The sequence below is a fragment of the Saprospiraceae bacterium genome, from assembly GCA_026129545.1.
Classification (GTDB): domain Bacteria; phylum Bacteroidota; class Bacteroidia; order Chitinophagales; family Saprospiraceae; genus M3007.
In genome coordinates, this window is sequence record JAHCHX010000001.1 from 478,423 (window position 1) to 497,785 (window position 19,363).

Here is a 19,363-nt window from a genome sequence, read left to right on the forward strand (position 1 = left end):
TGTAAAGAGAAAACATCCGGGATTGTTTGACACACTTTTCTGAACATTTCAACTCAGCCACTCACTCATTATGATAAGGTTCGTTGCGCAGAATAGTCATGGCGCGGTATAGCTGTTCCAGAAAAAAAAGACGTGCCATGAGGTGGTTGAACGTCATTTTTGACAGAGATAACTGCTCATCGGCGCGGGCATAAACTTCGGGCGAAAATCCGAAAGCGCCGCCAATCAAAAAAATCAATCGGCGGTGAGAGGCGGCCAAGCGGCGTTCAAGCCAGCGAGCCAATTGGACGGAGCCAAGCTCTTGCCCGCGTTCGTCGAGCAGCACGAGGTAGTCGTCGGGGTTGATTTTGGCGAGTACCATTTTGCCTTCTTCCTGTTTGAGTTGAGCGCCGTTGGTGGTTTTGAGTTTTACATCTGGCAATATCGTCCAGCTGAAAGGCAGATAATTTTTGAGGCGCTTCTCAAAAATCTCGATGCCTGTCACCAGGTACTTCTCCGATGTCTTGCCGATGGCCCAAAGTTCTACTTTCATGGTTTGTCAGCGGGGGCTTGCAATAGCGATTTTCTCTTTGATTTTGGAAACAATTCCGCCAGTTCCTCTGGCAAAGAAGGGCGGTCGGGGAACTGGGCGCTCAGAGCGCGAATGATGTCGAGCACGAGGGTTTGCTCGCCTTTTTGCATCAGTCCGGCGAGCATGGCGCGGGCGTGTTCGGAGGCAGGGCGGCCAAAGTGCTCGTTCAGATAAGCGGACAGCAGGTCCACATAGCGGCCGCGCACGAAAGGTTTGTCTTCCGGCAAAAACAAGTTTTCATATTGTTGAAATTGCCGCAAATCTTCCTGTTTTTCAAGCAATTCGGCCAGTTCGCTCTTGTGGCCCTCCGCCGCCAACACGACGGCTGCCGTGCGCGTATCGCCCTTTTGGCGCAGTTCGGCCAAACGGCGTTTGAGCTCCGCAGGCCAGTTGCGGCCAGCGACGGTTTTGGCCTCCTCGTAGAAATCGAAATGACCGCTTTGCAAAAAACGCTGCCAGAGCAGGTTGACTTGCCGCGTTGGGTCGCCGCTGCTGCGGGCAAGGGACAACATCGTGTCTTCCAACTCGCGGCGCTGTCCTGGTGAAAATTTTATTTTTCCCAAAAAATGCGCCCCGGCCTGAAACGCCGCCTCTGCATGATGGGCTTGGGTCAGCGTGACAATGGCATCGCGGACAACGGTGGGTTGGTCGGTGTATTCCTCCAACACGCGCACCACGGACTCGGGACGGTTGCGCTGCGCCAACGCGCCGAGAAACAGCTGCAACACAAACGGCGGCGCAGGACTGGGCGATTGGTCGAACAGGGCGCTGATGCCCTCGAATTTTTCGTCGTTGGCGGCCTCTTGGGTGAGAAATAACAGCACGGGTACCGACATTTCCGCCGGAAAAATATCCTGTGCCACCATTTCCAACACGGTGCGCCACGCTTGCTCGCGCAGCTCGGGCGACACCGATGCGTCCTGCAAATGCGTCAGATGATAGAAGGCTTGTTGGCTCTGCTGGAGCAATTGGAGCCTTCTGTTGCCTTCCAATTTTGGCAGCAAGGGGTTGATTTTCTGTAGGATGGTAGTGGCAAGTTGGAACCCCGTCGGAAAATTTCGCTCCTCGAAGATATTCGAGAGTTGCTTGTTCAGGTCATCAATCGTGTTGCGCAGCCGGCGGAAATCAGGCTCCCGAAAAGTCTTGTCTGTGGGGTTTTTCGGCAGCACGGAGTCGAGCACGAGCGCGAAGGGGTTGGGGGTGTTGGATACCGCCCCTGCAAACCAAGTCTTGAGCGCGAGGGCAAAATCGCGGTCACGGCGTGCGTATTCCTGAACGAACTCGGCGAGGGCTTCAGGTGCCGCGTGGTCGAGCACGTTGCCGACGGTCAATCGGTTGTGTTCCGTCGAGGCGCGGGCTTCTGCCTTGGCTTTTCGCTCCTCTTGTTTTTGCTCCAGAAACTGGCGTATTTTGAGCAAGGCTGCGGCGATGTGGGGACATATCAAGCGCCGGCCTTCCGTCCAACATTCGCAGGTAAAAGCTTTGATTTTGTGGGGAGTGATGATGGTCTCCACTTCATAGGTCGCTTCCGCGTCTTCTACCGAAGCCACCCAAAAGTGCCGCTCCATTTCTCGCAGTGCTTTCACCCGACCTGCTTGCACGAGTTCGTCGGCAGCGGCCCAAGTGCTGCTGCTGATATGGTGTTCAAAATCTTTGAGCCAGAGTTTTTGCATATTGCCACCCCTTTTGGAAAAAGCGAACCTCAAAAGTAGTGCGTTTGAGCGGCCTGTTCAAAGTTTTATTCTGTTTATGCGAATTGGGGGGGGGTAAGGTCTTGAAAATGTGTGCTATTTAGGCGGTGATTTCAAATCACCGCCTGAATAAGAGATTGAGTATCAAACGCCAAAAAGTTTCAACTCCCAATTTGCATCCTTTGTCTTTTTCTATCTTTGCTCCATGCGGACACTTTATCTCATTCGTCACGCCAAATCGAGCTGGGACAACCCCGGTTTGCGTGACTTCAATCGCCCCCTCAACGACCGCGGCTTGCGCGACGCGCCCCGTATGGCGCAGCTGTTGGTGATGAAAGGCGTGGAACCCGACTTGCTCATCAGCAGCCCGGCCAAACGCGCCCTCACGACTGCGCTTTTTTTCGCGCACGCCTTCGGCGTGGCGGAAGACGCGGTGGCGCGCGAGCAAGATATCTATGAGGCCGCCCCGATGGATATTATGCGCATCGTGAGCGGTTTGCCCGATTCGGCGCGAACGGTATTGCTGTTTGGGCACAATCCCACGCTCACCGAGGTGGCCAATCGTTTTTCCGAAAAATTCATTGACAACATCCCGACGTGCGGCATCGTTCAAATTGATGCGGAGGCCGAATCGTGGCAGGCGTTTGGCGAGCACAATGCCGCCGTGCGCAAGTGGTTTTTCCCAAAAGAAGTTTTATGAAAAAAATAGGGTTCTACGGCTGGGTGCTTTCGGCGGCGTTGTTTTTTTCGTGTCAAAAAAAGGCGGAGCAACCGCCGCTTTCCGATGAAAAAGTGAGCAGGGTGATGGCTGACCTCTTCACGGCAGAGGGCGCCACAAACACTTTGATTGGCTATCAAAAAGACAGCCTCATGCAGATTTATTTCAAACAGGTGCTGGAAATGCATGGCGTGACGAAGGAGGACTATGAAAAAAGCCTGATGCTCATCGCCAATGACTTGCCGCGCATGGAGGAAATCGTGCGGCAGGCGGAGGAGATATTGACCACGCCCAAAACGCAGTAAGCTGAGCGTATGCTCAGATGTGGGTTGGCAGGCCGCTATTGTTGGCTGGCGCGAGGAGGGTGTCTCGCGCCAGCCAACAATAAGGGGGGGGCTTTCATCGCACCACTGTCACATCGCCCAAGAATCGCTCGGTCTCGCCATCCTTGAACAAGACTTCGGCCTCGTAGATGAACACGGCTGGGTTGATGCCATCGCCCGACACCCGACCGTTCCAGCCTGCCAACACGTCGTTGGGCGCAAAATTTCGATTCTCAAAAATGGCCTTTCCCCAACGGTTGTACACACGCAGCAGCTTGACCATTTCCACATCCTCCCCGCCGAAAACGGTGAAGATGTCGTTGCCTCCATCCGAGCTGTTGTCAGGCGTGAAGATGTTGGGGATGTACACGTATCGTTCCTTCGTCACGGTCACAGTGCGGTCGTCGGTGGCTTGGCAGCCATTGGAATCTATGACCGTCACTCGGTAGCGGAAGCTGTATGTGGGTGCGTAAGGGCAATCTTCGCACAGAAATTCGGTCAGTTCGGCGGGCGAAATGAGGACTTCATTGGCTCGTTCGGGGTAGTTCACCACCGTTTCGCGCCATAGGTCAATGGTTTGCCCCAGATGGATGGCTGTGTCGGGGTCGAGCACGACAAGCAGTTCGGCGGGTTCGGGCATGGTGAACACCGTGTCGAATTCGCAACCGTTGGCGCCTTGAATGGTGAGCGTGTGGTCGCCGGGGTCCAAGAATCGAATTTGAGGGTCTTGGTTAAAGGGTTTGTTGTCAATCGAATATAAATATGGGCCCACGCCGTTTGCCACGCCGGACACTTGGAGGATGCCATTGCGCTCGCCATAGCAGGTGATGGGCCGCACATCAAGCGTGGCGGCATCGGGGATGAGCGGTTCCACTACTTCCAAACTGTCGGTGGAGGCGCATCCGTTGACGGTATTGGTCGCAGTCAAGGTGTAAAGCCCCACGCTATCCACTTTGACTCGCAGGCGGTCGGCACCGGACACGATGTGCCCCACAGAGTCTGCCACCCATCGGTAGGCATAGTTGGCGGGGGGGGTGACTTGCACCACGAGTTCGGCAGGTTCATTGGTGCAATTGAGCGCCTGAGGCTTTTCCATTGTCAAGGTTGGGCGGTACGAATCGGGTAGCACCGTGATGTTGAGCGAGCTGGCGCAGGGAGGGTTTCGCTTGCATGAGTTGGCGGCTTGGACGCATATCGGGCCGCTTTGGTCGCCGATGGTGATGTCCACGAGGCTGCCTGCAGGCCCCAACACGACGGCAGGTACCGGCTCTCCGTTCACGAGTGTGCCGGGTGGTCCATCCCAAATGTAGGCGCCTGCGCCTTGCACGGCTGCGACGAAGTAGGGGAACACCGCGCCGGGGCACGCCTCCGTGGGGCCGGAGATGGGGCCGACCATGCCCAATGGCGGCTCGTAAACGGCATCGTTGGGAGTCACTGAAATAGTGAAATTGCACAGGTCGCCCGCATAGCCGTCAATGAGGAGATAATAGTTGGAGCCGGGGTTGAGGTTGTCCACCGACACTGAGACGGGGGTGTTTCCGCCGTTCTCCTTGCCAATGTTGCATTTGAGCGGTGCGGAGGTGCAATCGGCATACAAGGCGATTTGTACGCCGTTGCCGTCGTTGCAAAAGAAAGGGTTGGCGGTGAAGGTGGCAGAAGTGGAGCCTGCGATGAACCCTATCCACTGGGCATTTTCGAGCGTGCCGCAAAAATCAACGTCGTTGCCACCGTCCGAGTCGCCAAAGGCGGTGGAGCCGGTAAGCCCATCGAAGTTGCAGTAGATACAGGCGTTTTGACAGGAGTTGGCGGTTTCGGAAGAACCTCCACAAGGAGCAGGCAGCTGGGCATACAGGTTGGCTGTGATGGCCAGCACCAAAGGCAGGAGTAGTGCTGTTTTTGCCATGGAATCGGCGTTTTAGTATTGTTTGATAAAAAGGATTAGTGCCGCTTGCGACACGAGTTGGATGGGGAACTGGCTTGAAGTGGGGGCCAAAACGGGTTGAAAAACGCGCCGTTGAGGGGTCACAAATTGTGAACACGCCCTTAACGCCACGCCTGACGGCGAATTGTGCGAGGGAAAAAAAAGAGTGGTAATTTAACGCTGGCCAGCCGTGAGTCTTAGTCTTTCACCCTGCCGGCCTCTGCCTCGATGCCAGTGCTCCGTTTGCGCGATTTCACATTGTCGTTGCCAAAGCGGTAGCCCAAGCTTATCCCTACCCGACGGCTGTCCCAACGGCCACTGCCATAGGAGAGCAGCCCGTCGAAGTTGGAGTAGCCATCCCAGCCGGTTTCGTAGAAAATATCGTCGGCGCTGAGGCGCACCGTGAGGCGCTCGCGCAAAAACTTGCGCTGCAAGCCCAGATTGAGGCTCCAATTGGATTCGTAGAGAAACACGCCGCCCCACACGCCGGGGCCAGAATAGTAGCCGGAGATTTCGCCTTTTAGGCCAAACGGCATATCGAAGGTGTGTTGCTGGTAGATGCTGTATGTGAATGCCTGCACGTCCACCACCGCGCCGTTGCCGTAGTCGGCTTGGTTGTCCAAATGCGAGGCGCTGGCGTTGAAGTAAGCATTCCACCATTTGAGGATTTGAACGGGGGCGCTGACGTTGAGGCTCCACACGGTTTGGTCGGCCAAGTTGGCCCAAGTGATGAAGCCTGCTCGCGGGTCTTCTTTGTCTGGCGCGATGAGCCGGGTGATTTGGTCTGTCGTGCGGCTGTAGGCTATTTTTAGGTTGTAACGATAGGCGAGGGTATAGCCGAGCTCGAGGTTGTTCACGATTTCGGGACGGAGATAGGGGTTGCCTTTTTCGTAGGAAAGCTGGCTGATTTGGTTGTTGAAAGGGTTGAGCACGTTATAGTCGGGACGGTTGATGCGCCGGCCGCCGTTGAGGGCGAGGGTGTGTTTGGGGGCTACATCCCAGGTCAGCCCCGCGCTCGGAAACCAGCTGAGGTAGTTGAACAAGACGGGAGGCTCTTCCAGCTCGGGCAAGAAGGCCTGCAAGTCTCCTCTTGCGTCGGTTTGCTCTGCGCGAAGCCCGGCGGAAAATTTCCATTTTGTGTTCAGCGCTCGGGCGTAGTTCACATAGCCTGCGTACACTTTTTCATCGTATTTGAACAGGTTGGAGCGGCGAGTATTGAGCAAGGGGGTTTCGTTTATTTCGTCAAAAAACAAAAACGTGTTGTCCGAAATCACGCGGCTGAGCTTAGAGCCTGCCCCAAGTGTGCCGCCCCAGAGTTTGTCCTCATAGTCCACCTGAAGGGTGTAAATGTCAATGTCGGTGGGGGTGTCGAAACTGTTGATGATTTCGGTGAGCACATTCTCTTCCGAGGCATCGAAGTAGCGGTTGGGCTGGTGGCGTTTGCTGTCGTTTTGGTAGTGGCCGTAGTCGAAGTCCATGTTGAGGCTGCGACCGTTTTTGTTGTCGAACCGATAGTTGAGGTTGTAGGTTTGTTGATGGCGGAGATTGTTGGCCGTCGTGTTGGCCACCAGAATGCTGTCAATCAGCGCGGGTGTGTTTTCCTGAGCGAGCGTGATGCGGTTGAATGAATAATTGAGCCGCTTGTTGCTTCCGCCTCCCACCAGCAGCCCGATGGTATGCTTGTCGGTCAGGAAAAAATCTGCGCCAACGCGGTAGTTGAGAAAATCCCAATCGTTGCGTTGGTTGTTGATTTCGCGTTGCTCCATCCCGTTGAGATAGCTCAGGAATTTCATTTCGTGAAACCCTACACCATCGCCAAGCCCGCCTGTGCCGAAGGCATTGAGGCGTTTGTTGCGATAGTTGGCGCTGCTGCTGAGGTTGGAGCGGTGGTGGCGACCCATGCTGTGGGTGGTGTTCACCGAGCCATTGGCGCCGAGGTTTTTGTCTTTTTTAAGCCGGATGTCAATGATACCCGCATTGCCTTCTGCCTCGTATCGCGCGCCGGGGTTTGTGATGATTTCGATGCGGTCAATTTGTTCGGCGGGTAAGTTTTGCAGGTAGTTGGTGAGGTCGTCGCCCGTAAGGGGCAGCCGCTTGCCGTCCACATAGAGCAGCACCCCCGAACGCCCCAATACGCTGATATTGTCGTTGTTGTCCACCGTCACGCTGGGGGCTTTGCGGAGCAGGGTGATGGCATCCGAGCCTGCGCTATTGATGGTGCCTTCCACGTTGAAAACGGTACGGTCGGGCTTGATTTCGACCATGGCCCTCGATGCCGTCACGGTCGTTTCCGCCAAATTGATATCCTTGGCGGTCAAGGTGAGCACTCCCAAATCCAAGCGTTGGCCTTCGGCCAAGCGGATGCCCGGCTGCTGAAATTCGCCGAATCCGAGGCCAACCACTTTCAGGTAGTAGTGCCCGGCTCCCAAGCCATTCATGTCGAAAATGCCGGCATCGTCGCTGGTGCCTGCCTTGTAAAGGCTGCTATCGGCGGCTGCGAACAACGCCACGTTGGCAAAGGCGACGGCTTCTCCATTGGAGCCTTGCAATTGCCCGCGCACACTGGCTTGTTGGGCCGATAGAGGAAGGGTGGCAACAAGCCACAGCAAAAGGAGGGTAAGAGAACCCGTTTTTGTAGTCATAGCAGTAGAAAATGCCTAAAAAGAAGGGAAAAGTAGGCTGGGCCGACCGCACGGCTCCCTTTTTTCGACCAATGACCGAAACAGGTGGGTGGGCGACGCGAAAGGCCGGGGGCCGGGCGGAATGGCAAATAGTCGTGGGAGTTGACTTTTGCGACGATATGCCTTGATTCGCTAGGACTTGTCAGATGCTCATGATTGCTTTCTCTGATTTTGAACAGATTGCGCTTTTAGCCATGCCCAAGACTCTGGCGGAGCGAAGTATAAAATATTTCGGTGCCCAAAGAGCAAGTTGCCTTCATTCTCACAACGGCACATTTCCATGCTTCCTTTTCGCCCGCGCCACTGCCTTGTGCTCCAGCATCGCGAAGGCTTTGATGAGTTTTCGTCGTGTCTCGCGGGGATGAATCACTTCGTCAATAAAGCCTCGTGCGGCGGCGCGGTAGGGGTTTGCGAAGGTGTTGGCATATTCTTTTTCTTTCTCTAAAAGTTTGGCAGCCGGGTCGTCCGCCGCGTCTATTTCCTTTTTGAAAATGATTTCGGAGGCGCCTTTCGCGCCCATCACGGCGATTTCGGCAGAAGGCCACGCGAAGTTCATGTCCGCGCCGATGTGTTTGGAGTTCATCACGTCGTAAGCGCCGCCGTAGGCTTTGCGGGTGATGACGGTGATGCGCGGCACGGTGGCTTCGGAGAAAGCGTAGAGCAGTTTTGCGCCGTTGGTGATGATGGCGTTCCACTCCTGGTCGGTGCCGGGCAGGAATCCGGGCACGTCTTCGAGCACTAGCAAGGGGATGTTGAAGCAGTCGCAAAAACGCACGAAACGCGCGGCTTTTTTAGAAGAGTTCACGTCGAGCACGCCCGCGAGGCTCATCGGTTGGTTTGCCACGATGCCGATGCTGCGTCCGGCGAGGCGAGCGAAGCCGACGACGATGTTTTCCGCGTAGTTTTCATGGATTTCAAAAAACGACTCCGCATCCACAATGCCTGCAATCACCTCTTTCATGTCGTATGGTTGATTGGCGTTTTCGGGGATGATGGAGGTCAGTTCGTCGCGGTATTCGTCGCCAAGTGTGTAAGGCAATGTGGGTGCTTTGTCCTCGCAGTTTTGGGGGATGAAGGAGAGCAGTCGTTTGATTTTGGCCATGCAATCCACGTCGTTGGAGGCCACGAGGTGGGTCACGCCGGATTTGGTGGCATGGGTGCTGGCGCCGCCGAGTTCTTCGGAAGTGACGTTTTCGTTAGTGACGGTTTTCACCACGTTGGGGCCAGTCACGAACATGTAGGAGCTGCCCTCCACCATCAGGATGAAATCGGTCATGGCCGGGCTATACACCGCGCCACCCGCGCAGGGGCCGAGTATGGCGGAGATTTGCGGAATGACACCGCTGGCTTGCACATTGCGGTAAAAAATATCGGCGTAGCCGCCCAAAGAGTTCACCCCTTCTTGGATGCGTGCGCCGCCCGAGTCGTTGAGGCCGATGACGGGGGCACCGTTTTTCATGGCCAAGTCCATGATTTTGCAAATTTTTTCCGCGTGGGTTTCGGACAGCGAGCCGCCGAACACGGTGAAATCTTGTGCAAAGACATACACGAGCCGCCCGCCAATCGTGCCGTAGCCCGTCACCACGCCGTCGCCGAGGTATTGTTGCTCGGCCATGCCAAAATCGGTGCTGCGGTGGGTGACGAGCGCGCCGACTTCTTCGAAGCTGTCCTCGTCGAGCAGGAAATGGACGCGCTCGCGGGCTGTTAGTTTTCCTTTTTTGTGTTGAGCATCTATGCGGGCCTGGCCGCCGCCGAGCTTTGCCTCGGCGAGTTTGGATTGGAGGATTTCAAGTTTGTTGTCCATGAAAATCAATTATGTATGGCGGTACGCTGTTCCGCCCGGCATCGAATGTCGTTGTTACGACTGCTTCGGAACGCCGCGTTCCGAAGTGCAAGGGTGGGCAAAGGTAAAAAAACATGAATCATCCCAAGTTTTCGGCGGTGGCTCGTGTTCTCTCTGTAAACCGTTGATTTTTACTGCTTGATTCAGTAGCCGAAAGTTGAGTTTTTGTTGAATATCGAGGTGCCCTGTTTTTCAAGAAGGTGCGCTTGAAAAATGGTTCGCTGAAAGCCGAAGGAATTGTGCGTTCTTGCGCTGTTTTGTAAAACACCCCCGCTCTATGCTCGCAAAAATCTTTCTTGAACTGACGGAATTTCCATGGTTTCGCCGCATTGCTTGGAAACCCATTTACAACCGCCTCGCCAAAAATTTCCCTTTTGACGATTGGGTGTTTATGAACTACGGCTTTGAGCCGGATGAGCAGGTGGCCCGGCCCGAACTTTCAGAAGCCGATGAACCTGACCGCTATCCGCTTCAACTCTATCATTTTTTGGCCACACAAACCGATATTGAGGGAAAAACGATGCTCGAAGTCGGTAGCGGGCGCGGCGGCGGCGCTTCCTACATAGCCCGTTACCTGAAGCCCACAAGCATCATTGGCATGGACATAGCCGACAACGCTGTCGCGTTTGCCAACAAGCGGCACAAAAGCCCCAATCTCGGCTATGTGACGGGCAACGCTGAACAAATTCCTTTTGAAGATGGCCGCTTCGATGTCGTTATCAATGTCGAATCGAGCCACGCCTATGGCTCAGTGGCCAATTTTTTTGAAGAGGTAAAGCGAGTGTTGCGTCCCGGCGGTTATTTTTTGATAACGGATATGCGCGACCCCAAAAACCTCGCAACATTCGAGCAAACCCTGTTGGGTAGCGGGCTTTCACTTGTTGCCAAGAAGGTGATTTCTGAAAATGTGGTGCAGGCGATTGCGCTTGAAGACGATATGAAACGCGCCCGCATCCGCAAACAAATTCCCGCCCGTTATGTCAAATTTTTCGAGGAATTCGGCGGCGTGAAAGGCTCGCAGATTGACAAGGATTTGCGCTCTGGCAAGCTGATTTATTTCTGGTATGTGCTTCAAAAAAAGTAAGAGCCTGTTTTATGCCTTGATTCGCCGGGATTTTGCCTGAAATAAACACCCGTGCTATGGCGCTCATCCGAACCTCACACATCGCCATAGTCGTCAGGGTTGCCAGCGAGTGCGTTGCGCTCGATATGGTTGGCAAAGCTGCTCGTTCCGCCGTTGATGCTAGGGGCCGTCATGCTGCTTGCTGGTCTCGTGCTGATTGAAGGAGCCGCGTTGCCTTTTTTGCCGAGCCTGCCCGACATGAATTCGGCAAAACTTTGCGTCACCTTTGCTCCGAAAGCCAAGCCGAGGATATAGATCCAAGACTCGTTCGCGTAAAAATTGGAAAGGTCGCGCACCTCCCAACCTGCTTTCACCATGATGATCGAAAAAACGGCGACGACCATCAGGACGCAAATCCGAAGGGTGGATGGGGCGTTGGAGCCATCTTGAAACAGGTCGGGAAAATAACATCCAATGGACAGGATGATGATTAGGAAAGCCGCTGCCGGCACTCCGCCCGATTGGACTTTCATAAATGCGGCGAGCAAGAAGGTGACCGCTCCCACTATGAACATAATAGCTCCGATGAGTTGATTCAAATCTCTTTTCATGGCGTTGAAGCAAAATTTAGGGCTCGAGAATGACTTGTTGGTTGACTGCCGCCTCCAGTCGCGCCCAGTCGAACGCAGGGCCTATGTCCCATTTGCCAGAAGGCCGGTAGTTGACATGGCTCAAAATGCCTCTATGCGAGAAGTTCTGAGGCAAGGCATCAAAACGAGTGGCAGGCGGAAGAAACACGCGCGGGATGTTGTAGCGATTGGTCAGGTACACCAGCAAACGCGCCAGCGAGTTGTATTGGGCATCGGTGAAGGCGGCGAAAAACTCATGACCCCTGTATCGCTGCGGTATGCGTTGATAATAGGCCGATTCATTGACATCACAGTAATCGTAGCGCACCGTGACGAGTCGCCCGTCGGGCAGTTGCCGCTGCACCTCGTATTTCAGCATATTGCCTTCCAGCACCAAAGGCCCGATATTGCTCAACTCGATACCGATGGAAGCCCTATCCCAGCGCCTATCGCCCACGCCAAGGTGATACGACCAATATGCCGAGCGGTAAAGGTTGAAAATTTCGCCACTGCGACCGACCACGAATGGCACCGACACATACTTGTTGGCACGCGTCAGCCACGGCACGTCGCCTTGCAAGAAACCTGCGGTGAAATGCAGCACGATGCGCTCCTTAGAAAATCGCTCGGCATAGTAGAACGAATGGTGCCCGGGCGAATAGACGTTGAGGTGGAAGGGCTGGCCGTCGGGGTGCGACACCTGTAGAACGGAGACTCTGCCCCGATTCTGTTCAAATTGCAAAAAAACTTGCTCGTAGGATAAAGTCTCGCTGGCTAACATGATGAGGCCTCTTTGGCAAGGGAAATTTTTTCATTGCAAAAATCTCCCCTTGACAGGCAATCATCAAAATAATATATCGAAATTCGCAATTAAACTTTGGCAAAAAACTGGTTAAGGGACTGCCTTTTCTTCAATCCCTCCTCTTACTTTTTCCTCAGCACAACGCCCTTCCCCACACTCCGCCCCGTCCATCCGAACAAGAGTTTGTCGAGCCAGAGCAAGCCATCCGTGATGAAAACAAGGGCTGGCTCCTTGGTCGAGGCAGGGCGTAAGGCCCCCCCCTTGCGCTCCTTTTCCTCGCTTACGTTGCGGGCGTTTTTTTTGAAAACGCGTTGCGCGATGCCCGTCCAATACATTTCCAACAACCCGACAAAGTGGCGGCTCAGCCCCTTAAACTCTACTATCTCAAAACCTGCCTCCCGTGCCCAACGCCGAAAGTCGTCCGAGCCAATCAGGTAATCGTGGCCAAAAGCATAAGCGCCTTGCGAAATCGCGTATTCGCGGCTGCTCTCGCTCCGAGTCACCTGCCATATACGGTTCACGGGGTCGTATGTGATAGGGAACTCGCGGCTCGGAAAAGTCATAATCGCCACGCCGCCGGGCTTCATCACGCGGCTCATCTCGCGGAGCATTTGGGCCGGGTCGCCGACGTGCTCTATGACTTCGCAACTCACGATGAGGTCGAAATACTGGTCGGGATACGTCAAGGCCAGCGCGTTGTTGGGTTCGTAGCGAAGATTCATCACGCCTGCATTGAGTGCGCGGGCATGGGCAAGGTCCTCCTCGTTCACATCACAAGCAATCAACTCGGTGCAGTAAGCAGCAATCATGCGGTCGTAGTCGCCCTCACCAGTGCCGAGGTTTAATCCGTTGTGAATTGTTGGTTGCTTGTTGTTGGTTGTTAGTTGATTCCCGTCCGGCTGCCTGCCCGCGCCGGTAGGGATTGGGCTTGTCGGGGCGGGGGGGGGAGGTATTCCCTTTCCGACGGTCTCGTCGGGGTGGGGTTGTTCGTTTCCGGCGTACTTTCTTAGCCTGTCGCGCACGAACAGGTAGCGGTTTCGGAAAGTGGGAAAAAGAAATTTGAAGTTCATTGCTTGGAATAAGTGTTCAATCGGGCAAAGGTAGTGCGGCAGGCCCATTCCGTGTGCTCGGTGTTGGCCTTGTTCCATTGTTCCACACGACTCAACGCCATGTTTTCCAGAATTTTGGATACGTTTGCTGCATGATTCTCAACCAACGCACCCAAGCCATTCGTGCGCAGGTCGAAGACCTCGTCAAAGACCTGCAATCGCTCAGCGCTGAAATCGGCCACAAAGATTTGGCCGCCACCGTCGGCGAATTGCGCAACCGCATGAACGACCCCTTCATGTTCGTCATCGTGGGGGAAGTGAAGGCGGGCAAAAGCAGCTTCGTCAATGCTTTGCTCGACGCGGGGCGGGAGATATGCCCCGTGGCCCCGCAACCGCTGACCGACACCATCCAACAGATTCTCTACGCGGAAAAAGAGGAAACAGTGGTCGTCAATCCATACCTTAAAAAGGTCTATCTGCCAGTTGATATCCTGCGCGACATTGCCGTCGTGGACACGCCCGGCACCAATTCCATCGTGGAGCGCCATCAGGAAATCACCGAGAATTTCATACCTGCCAGCGACCTCGTCATTTTTGTCTTTGAGGCCAAAAACCCCTACCGCCAGTCGGCATGGGATTTTTTTGAATTCATTCACCGCGATTGGCACAAAAAAATCATCTTCGTGTTGCAGCAAAAAGACTTGCTCTCGGCGGAAGATTTGGCGGTGAACGAACGCGGCCTTTTCGATTTTGCCCAAAAGAAAGGCATGAGCGAGCCACCCATTTTTGCCACCAGCGCCAAGGCCGAGATGGAAGGCAGATTCGACGAAAGCGGCTTCTCCACCGTGCGTGACTACATTCGCACCCACGTCACCGGCGGACGTGGAGCCATGCTCAAACTCAAAAACAACCTCACGACCGCTCGCGGCATTCTCGCTCGCATCCGCCACGACCTCGACACCCGCGCGGCGCAATTCAAAGCCGACACCCATTTCCGCCACGACATCAGCCAGACGCTCGACAATCAGGAAAAAAAATCGAACCATCAAGTCGGCTTGCTCGTCGAGAACCTCCTCAATGGCTACGCCCGCATCACCAAAGGTATCGGCGATGAACTTTCCGACGGTCTTTCTTTCCCCTCCATGCTCGTGCGCTCGTTCAAAGGCATTTTCCGCAAACAAGCCTCCATCAAAGACTGGCTCGACGAACTGACCCAAAAACTCGAGCTCCAACTCAACGGCGAACTAAAAATCAAACTCAACGAAGGTGTGGTGGATTTGGCCGACTCCGTGCAGCAAATGGCCAAGATGATTGACCTCAAAATCCGAACGAGCAACACGGTGGTGAAAAGCGATTCCTACATTTTTGAGGACATCGCCGACAAACGCGCTGCCGTGCTCAAAGAATTGCAAGAGGCATTCTCGCGCTTCATGTCGCGTTCCGAAAATTTCAACGACGAGCGCCTGTTCCCCGAAAACGCCGCCGTATCGCCCAATATCGCTGCCGGAAGCGGGGCCGCCATCGTGGGCATCATCTTGGCCGGCGTCACCAAAATCACCGTGCTCGACATCACGGGCGGAGTGCTCACGGGGTTGGGCATGCTGTTCGCGGGCGTGACCGCTGGCTTGCAACGCCGCAAAATCATCAACGGCTACACCGAGGAAATCGCCAAGGGACGAGGCCGGATGCAGGAGGCGCTCGACACCAAACTGCGCGGCTATGTGCATACCATCCGCGAGCGCATTCAAGGCAATTTCTCCGAGCTCGATGCGCTGCTGGCCAACGAGGAAATCCAAATCGCGCAGTTCAACGAACGCTACGCGGCGCTGGACAAGCGACTGACGGACCTCGACGCGGGGCTGGGCGATTGAGACTGAATGATTGTTTCCTACAAAAGCATCCGATGCGCAAACCCCTCGTTCAGGCAGCCCTATTCAGGGAGGGGCAAATTCCCCCCCCTGAATAAAGCACACGCACGTTTTACCAATCTATCTGAAAACTCAGCACCGGTGTCAGTCCCGATTGCTCCCTGAACACCCATTGATTCAGGTCGGGGTCATAAGTGCGGTTGAGCGGGTCCACGTTGCGGCGCCCCATCACGTTTTGAACATCCAGCGCAAGCCACCATGCCGCGCGCGGGTTGTTTTTCCGAAAAGCAATGCGCAAATCAGGGCGGAAATACGCTTCCACGCGCTCTTGAAAAGCGCGGTTTTCGTCCAACAATGGCTCTGGCGAGTAGCGATTGACGGTCTGTCCGGGCAACAAAGGCATCAGTCGTTGACCGCCATTGTAGATGACGCGCAAGCCGAGCTGTAGCATGGAGGCGTTGCGAAACGTCCACTCCTTGCCGCCCGTGAAAGTGGCTGACTTGCCGCTGTCGAACACCGTCGGGTGCTCGCGCCCGCTGATGTCTTTATACCGCGACCGCATCACCGAGCCACCGACAATGAAAAAAGTGCCGCCCGTGAACGATTTTTCCACGCTTGCATCCAAGCCGATGTTTTCGCCCGCGCCACTGTTGGTCATTTCCTGTTTGGCAAAACCGTCAATCGTGTTCAGGATGCTCCAACTGCTCGCCGGGTTTTTCGCCACCGGCACGTCCCTGAATGTTTGGCGATAGACCTCCACATGAATACGCGACGCTTGGCCCAACAGCCAATCCCAGCCAGCCACGAGGTGTTGCGCTCTTATCAAGTCCGTGCTCAGGTTCACTTCCCTCCCGCCGATGCGAGTGAAATAGTTGCCCAACGGCAGCACCCGCCCGTGCAGCCCCCATGCGAGGCTGATGGATTGTTTTTCCGAAAACTGATACTTGGCAGCAAGGCGCGGCTCGATGCTCGAAGTCGCGTTGAGGGTGAAAAACAAGGCGTGCAGACCCGCATTGAAAGTCAGTTTGTCGGTCGGTCGGAATCTGAATTGAAAATACGGCTGCAACAGTTGGGTACTGCCTTTCGCGCCGATGGACGACGAGTCGCCCAGCGTCTCGCGGAAAAAATCGTAAGGTATGTGGTTGATGAAAAAGCCGGTTTTCAGCGCCACGCGCGGGCCGAATTTTTTGCTCAAAAACGAGGACAACACGAAGCGCCCCTCCTTGTATCGCTCGGTGTTCACGGCAAATGGCACCCGCGCCGCATTGAGCGTGTCGTTCCGCCAGTCAACGTCCTGTCCCGTTGCGACGATACTGGTTTTCAAATATGCGGTTTCATCGAGCAACACCGTGTGCGTGGCACCCACCGCGCCCATGCTCGTGTTGAAATGGCGGGTGAAGTAGTCGGAATACGAGCGCCATTCGGCGGTATCTTCCACGGCATTCTCGGTCTCTTGGCTCAGGCCGCCGATGCCCCAAAGCGTGAACAAGTGTTTTTTGTTTTTGGAGGGAAAATAAAGGTTGAAAGACAAATCCTGAAAAGTGTTGTCAATGCGCTCGCCCACGAGGTGTAGGCCCATTTTGTTCAAAATACCAAGCGTGGAATAGCGGTAATTGACCAAATAGGTGGCTTCTCCGCCTTTTTTGAACGGGCCTTCCGTGCTAAAATCAAGCCCCAACATCCCGGCGCGAAAAGTGTAGGCCCGCTTGTCGGGATTGCCTTTTCGGAAATGAATGTCGAACACGCCGCTGTAGGCGTTGCCGTATTCAGCCGGAAAAGCCCCGGTGCTAAAGTCAGAGTTGGCGAGCATGCTGATGGAGAATATCGTGATGCCGCCACCGGAGGAGCCGCGTCGGGCAAAGTGATTGGGGTTCGGGATGTCCACGCCCTCCAATCGCCAGAGCAGGCCGATGCCAGAGTTGCCACGCACCACGATGTCGGAGCGGCTGTCGCGGCTGGGTTGCACGCCCGGCAGGGCTTGCGCCATTCTACCCGGGTCGTTGGCACTGGCAGCGTAGCGTTGAGTTTCGTCCACCGAAAAAGAGCGCGTGCTAAGCAAGGCGAGTTCGTTGATGGGTTCGTTGCCGCGGCGCCGAGCCGACACCACCACCTCCTGCGTTTTCAGCACCGCCTCCGTAAGCCCGATGGTCAAGTGCGTCTCGCGCACACTACTTACGATGAGCGGGTCGCTTAGCCAAGGGTCGTAGCCAAAGTAGGTGCATTGGATTTGGTGGCGGCCAAGCGGGACGTTTTTTAGAGAAAACTTGCCCTCCGCGTCCGATACCGCCCCGATGGCGGGAGTGGTGTTCAGCACCTGCACCGTCGCACCGACAAGCGGTTGGCGCGAGTCCTTGTCGAGCACGATGCCGGAAATGGACTGCGTTTGGGCTGTAAGAAAAAGAGGGGGAAATAGCGCGATAAAGAAGATGTGGATGTTTTTCATGAAAGTCGGATTTTGTGTCGTTTGTGCGGAGCTTGAAGATTGCTGGTTGTTTGTTGTTCGTTGTTTGTTGTTTGTTGCTGGTTGTTTGTTGTTCGTTGTTTGTTGTTTGTTGTTTGTTGCTGGTTGTTTGTTGTTTGTTGTTTGTTGGTGGTTGTTTGTTGTTCGTTGGTGGTTGTTTGTTGTTCGTTGGTGGTTGTTTTCCGCCGCGCTTGGTGTTTTCACCAAGCGCTGTCGCGGTGATCGTTGCGTTGCTGCTCGCGATACTGCTTGGTGAAAACACCAAGCAGGGCGCGGAAATATCTTCGATCTCGTGTTGAATTAAGAAATTCATTCCCAATTCGCATGAACAGTCCCAAACGGGAATCAGCCTTCCGCCTTCCATCCTCTCCACCCTTTATCGTACCACAAACCGCCGCACGCCCATGCGCTGCTCCCCACTTGCTTGCAGCCAGTACACTCCCGGTGTCAGGTGAACAGGCAAGCGTACCGCTGCCGCGTCAGAAGGCGTGAGCCATTGCGAGTGTAGCACCCGCCCTTGCACGTCGAGCACTTGCACCCACGTCGCGTCGTGCCATTCATCGGCAAAACGAAGCCACAATGTGCCGCCTGTCGGCACGGGGTTGGGCCACACACTAAAGCCGTCGTGGCGTGTGGAGATATTCTTCACGCGGCTTACCTGTGCGTCGTCGAACAGTTGCATGGTGATGCAGTGCAATGCGCCATCCCAGCCGATGATTTTATTGCAGTCAATGCCGACGACCGTGTGGTTGGGTAGGAGCGAGGCGTAGGTGGCCAAGGCCAGCGAGTCGTTTGGGTGCGAATAGGTCGGCACGAGGAGGTGGTTGTTGAGCAGCAGCGCGTTGGCGTAGGTTTTCCAGTTGTCGGCGTGTGGCAGGCGAGCGATGCGATAAGGCTGTCCGTTGGGCGATTCCAATGCCGCCAACAGATTGTAATTGTGTTCTAGCGAGTCATGGTTGGCACTTGAGCCAAGCGCCACGCTCGACACGACGAGGGTGCTGTCGTCGAGCAATTTTACCTGCATATCAATGTGTTTCCAGTAGTCGTTGTGCTGCGATTTGAGCGCCACCACTTGTTTTATGCCCATATAATGCTCCAAGTCGGCGTGGATTTGCTGTTTGCTCATGTTGGGGTTGCGCGAGTAGAGGCCGTTGGTGCAAAAAAGCGTGCCGTGCCCGTCCACCATCAAGTTGCCGCCATCGAACACCCACGGAAGCTCAAACACTGACAGGCCCCACAGGTTGGCCAAGTTGGTCGGCAGGTACTCATCCATGCCGCTATTGGCGTGGTCGTCGAATTCCATGAACGCCATGCCCTCGTCAGTCATAATCGCAAAGGGGCCGTGGTCGCGTATCCACATGCGCTCACAAGGAACGTGCACGAAGCTCACGTTGTCCAGCGACACGCCGTCCTGAGTCAGTCTGCTGCGCATGATGTTTTCCTCGCCCATGTCGCGCACCACGCAAATGGTCTCCGCCGCTTCCCGACAAGCGGCTATTAGAGGCGAATAAAGACTCCAAGTGTTTGGGTTGAAGTCCCATTCTATCAAGACGGCTTTTGCGGGCGCATATTCGGGCGGGGTGAAAGGGTGGATGGGTTGGGCGTGGACGAGGAGCGGAGCCGCGAGCAGTAGGAAGGTGTAGAAGTGCTTTTTCATAAAAATTTCATTGATGACGCGAGTGTTTGTCACGACTAATCGGCGGTCATTCTTATCAATCCGTTTTCCTTTTGACATGTTGGATA

15 protein-coding genes are annotated in these 19,363 nt (G+C 55.0%); 5 read left to right on the forward strand and 10 right to left on the reverse strand.

Annotation, left to right across the window (positions count from 1 at the left end):
• Window positions 1–61: 61 nt before the first annotated feature.
• Together KIS77_01660 and KIS77_01665 are read right to left on the reverse strand one after the other, a co-directional pair.
• Complete coding sequence (locus KIS77_01660; protein MCW5921020.1) at window positions 62–532, reverse strand: 23S rRNA (pseudouridine(1915)-N(3))-methyltransferase RlmH; 471 nt, start codon at window positions 530–532, stop codon at window positions 62–64.
• Window positions 529–2,244, reverse strand: a complete 1,716-nt coding sequence (locus tag KIS77_01665) for a hypothetical protein (GenBank protein MCW5921021.1) — start codon at window positions 2,242–2,244, stop codon at window positions 529–531. Before KIS77_01665 ends, KIS77_01660 begins: the two co-directional genes overlap by 4 nt.
• 223 nt (window positions 2,245–2,467) lie before the next feature.
• Between KIS77_01665 and KIS77_01670 the strand changes: the two genes are divergently transcribed.
• Both KIS77_01670 and KIS77_01675 read left to right on the forward strand, forming a co-directional pair.
• Window positions 2,468–2,962: a histidine phosphatase family protein gene (locus tag KIS77_01670; GenBank protein MCW5921022.1), complete on the forward strand. Its 495-nt coding sequence runs from the start codon at window positions 2,468–2,470 to the stop codon at window positions 2,960–2,962.
• Complete coding sequence (locus KIS77_01675) at window positions 2,959–3,285, forward strand: DUF4296 domain-containing protein (protein MCW5921023.1); 327 nt, start codon at window positions 2,959–2,961, stop codon at window positions 3,283–3,285. Before KIS77_01670 ends, KIS77_01675 begins: the two co-directional genes overlap by 4 nt.
• Window positions 3,286–3,379: 94 nt before the next feature.
• Here KIS77_01675 and KIS77_01680 read toward each other — a convergent pair whose 3' ends face one another.
• The 3 genes from KIS77_01680 to KIS77_01690 form a co-directional block, all read right to left on the reverse strand.
• Window positions 3,380–5,206, reverse strand: a complete 1,827-nt coding sequence (locus KIS77_01680) for a gliding motility-associated C-terminal domain-containing protein (protein ID MCW5921024.1) — start codon at window positions 5,204–5,206, stop codon at window positions 3,380–3,382.
• Between the two features lie 215 nt (window positions 5,207–5,421).
• Complete coding sequence (locus tag KIS77_01685) at window positions 5,422–7,866, reverse strand: TonB-dependent receptor (protein ID MCW5921025.1); 2,445 nt, start codon at window positions 7,864–7,866, stop codon at window positions 5,422–5,424.
• 301 nt (window positions 7,867–8,167) lie between these two features.
• The gene (locus KIS77_01690) at window positions 8,168–9,709 is read right to left on the reverse strand and encodes an acyl-CoA carboxylase subunit beta (protein MCW5921026.1); all 1,542 of its coding nucleotides are present in this window, start codon (window positions 9,707–9,709) and stop codon (window positions 8,168–8,170) included.
• Window positions 9,710–10,025: 316 nt separating this feature from the next.
• Between KIS77_01690 and KIS77_01695 the strand changes: the two genes are divergently transcribed.
• Window positions 10,026–10,832: a class I SAM-dependent methyltransferase gene (locus KIS77_01695; GenBank protein ID MCW5921027.1), complete on the forward strand. Its 807-nt coding sequence runs from the start codon at window positions 10,026–10,028 to the stop codon at window positions 10,830–10,832.
• 74 nt (window positions 10,833–10,906) lie between these two features.
• Here KIS77_01695 and KIS77_01700 read toward each other — a convergent pair whose 3' ends face one another.
• The 3 genes from KIS77_01700 to KIS77_01710 all read right to left on the reverse strand — a co-directional run bounded on the left by KIS77_01700 (window position 10,907) and on the right by KIS77_01710 (window position 13,312).
• Window positions 10,907–11,422, reverse strand: coding sequence for a hypothetical protein (locus KIS77_01700; protein MCW5921028.1), 516 nt, complete (start codon window positions 11,420–11,422; stop codon window positions 10,907–10,909).
• A 16-nt stretch (window positions 11,423–11,438) separates the two neighbouring features.
• Window positions 11,439–12,221 carry an N-acetylmuramoyl-L-alanine amidase gene (locus tag KIS77_01705; GenBank protein ID MCW5921029.1) on the reverse strand — a complete coding sequence of 261 codons (783 nt, stop codon included), beginning with the start codon at window positions 12,219–12,221 and terminating at the stop codon, window positions 11,439–11,441.
• A gap of 143 nt (window positions 12,222–12,364) precedes the next feature.
• On the reverse strand, window positions 12,365–13,312 hold the full coding sequence (locus tag KIS77_01710; protein MCW5921030.1) for a methyltransferase domain-containing protein: 948 nt from the start codon (window positions 13,310–13,312) through the stop codon (window positions 12,365–12,367).
• 131 nt (window positions 13,313–13,443) lie between these two features.
• Here KIS77_01710 and KIS77_01715 point away from each other — a divergent pair, with 131 nt between their 5' ends.
• Entirely contained in the window at window positions 13,444–15,162 is a 1,719-nt protein-coding gene (locus tag KIS77_01715; GenBank protein MCW5921031.1) for a dynamin family protein, read from the forward strand.
• 109 nt (window positions 15,163–15,271) lie between these two features.
• On the opposite strand, the gene KIS77_01720 is transcribed toward KIS77_01715, so the two are convergent.
• Window positions 15,272–17,602 (reverse strand): TonB-dependent receptor, encoded by a 2,331-nt coding sequence (locus KIS77_01720; protein MCW5921032.1) that lies wholly within the window; start codon window positions 17,600–17,602, stop codon window positions 15,272–15,274.
• Between KIS77_01720 and KIS77_01725 the strand changes: the two genes are divergently transcribed.
• Complete coding sequence (locus KIS77_01725; protein MCW5921033.1) at window positions 17,601–17,876, forward strand: hypothetical protein; 276 nt, start codon at window positions 17,601–17,603, stop codon at window positions 17,874–17,876. The two genes, KIS77_01720 and KIS77_01725, sit on opposite strands and share 2 nt — an antisense overlap.
• 120 nt (window positions 17,877–17,996) lie before the next feature.
• On the opposite strand, the gene KIS77_01730 is transcribed toward KIS77_01725, so the two are convergent.
• Window positions 17,997–19,277, reverse strand: coding sequence for an agmatine deiminase family protein (locus KIS77_01730; protein ID MCW5921034.1), 1,281 nt, complete (start codon window positions 19,275–19,277; stop codon window positions 17,997–17,999).
• Window positions 19,278–19,363: the final 86 nt, after the last annotated feature.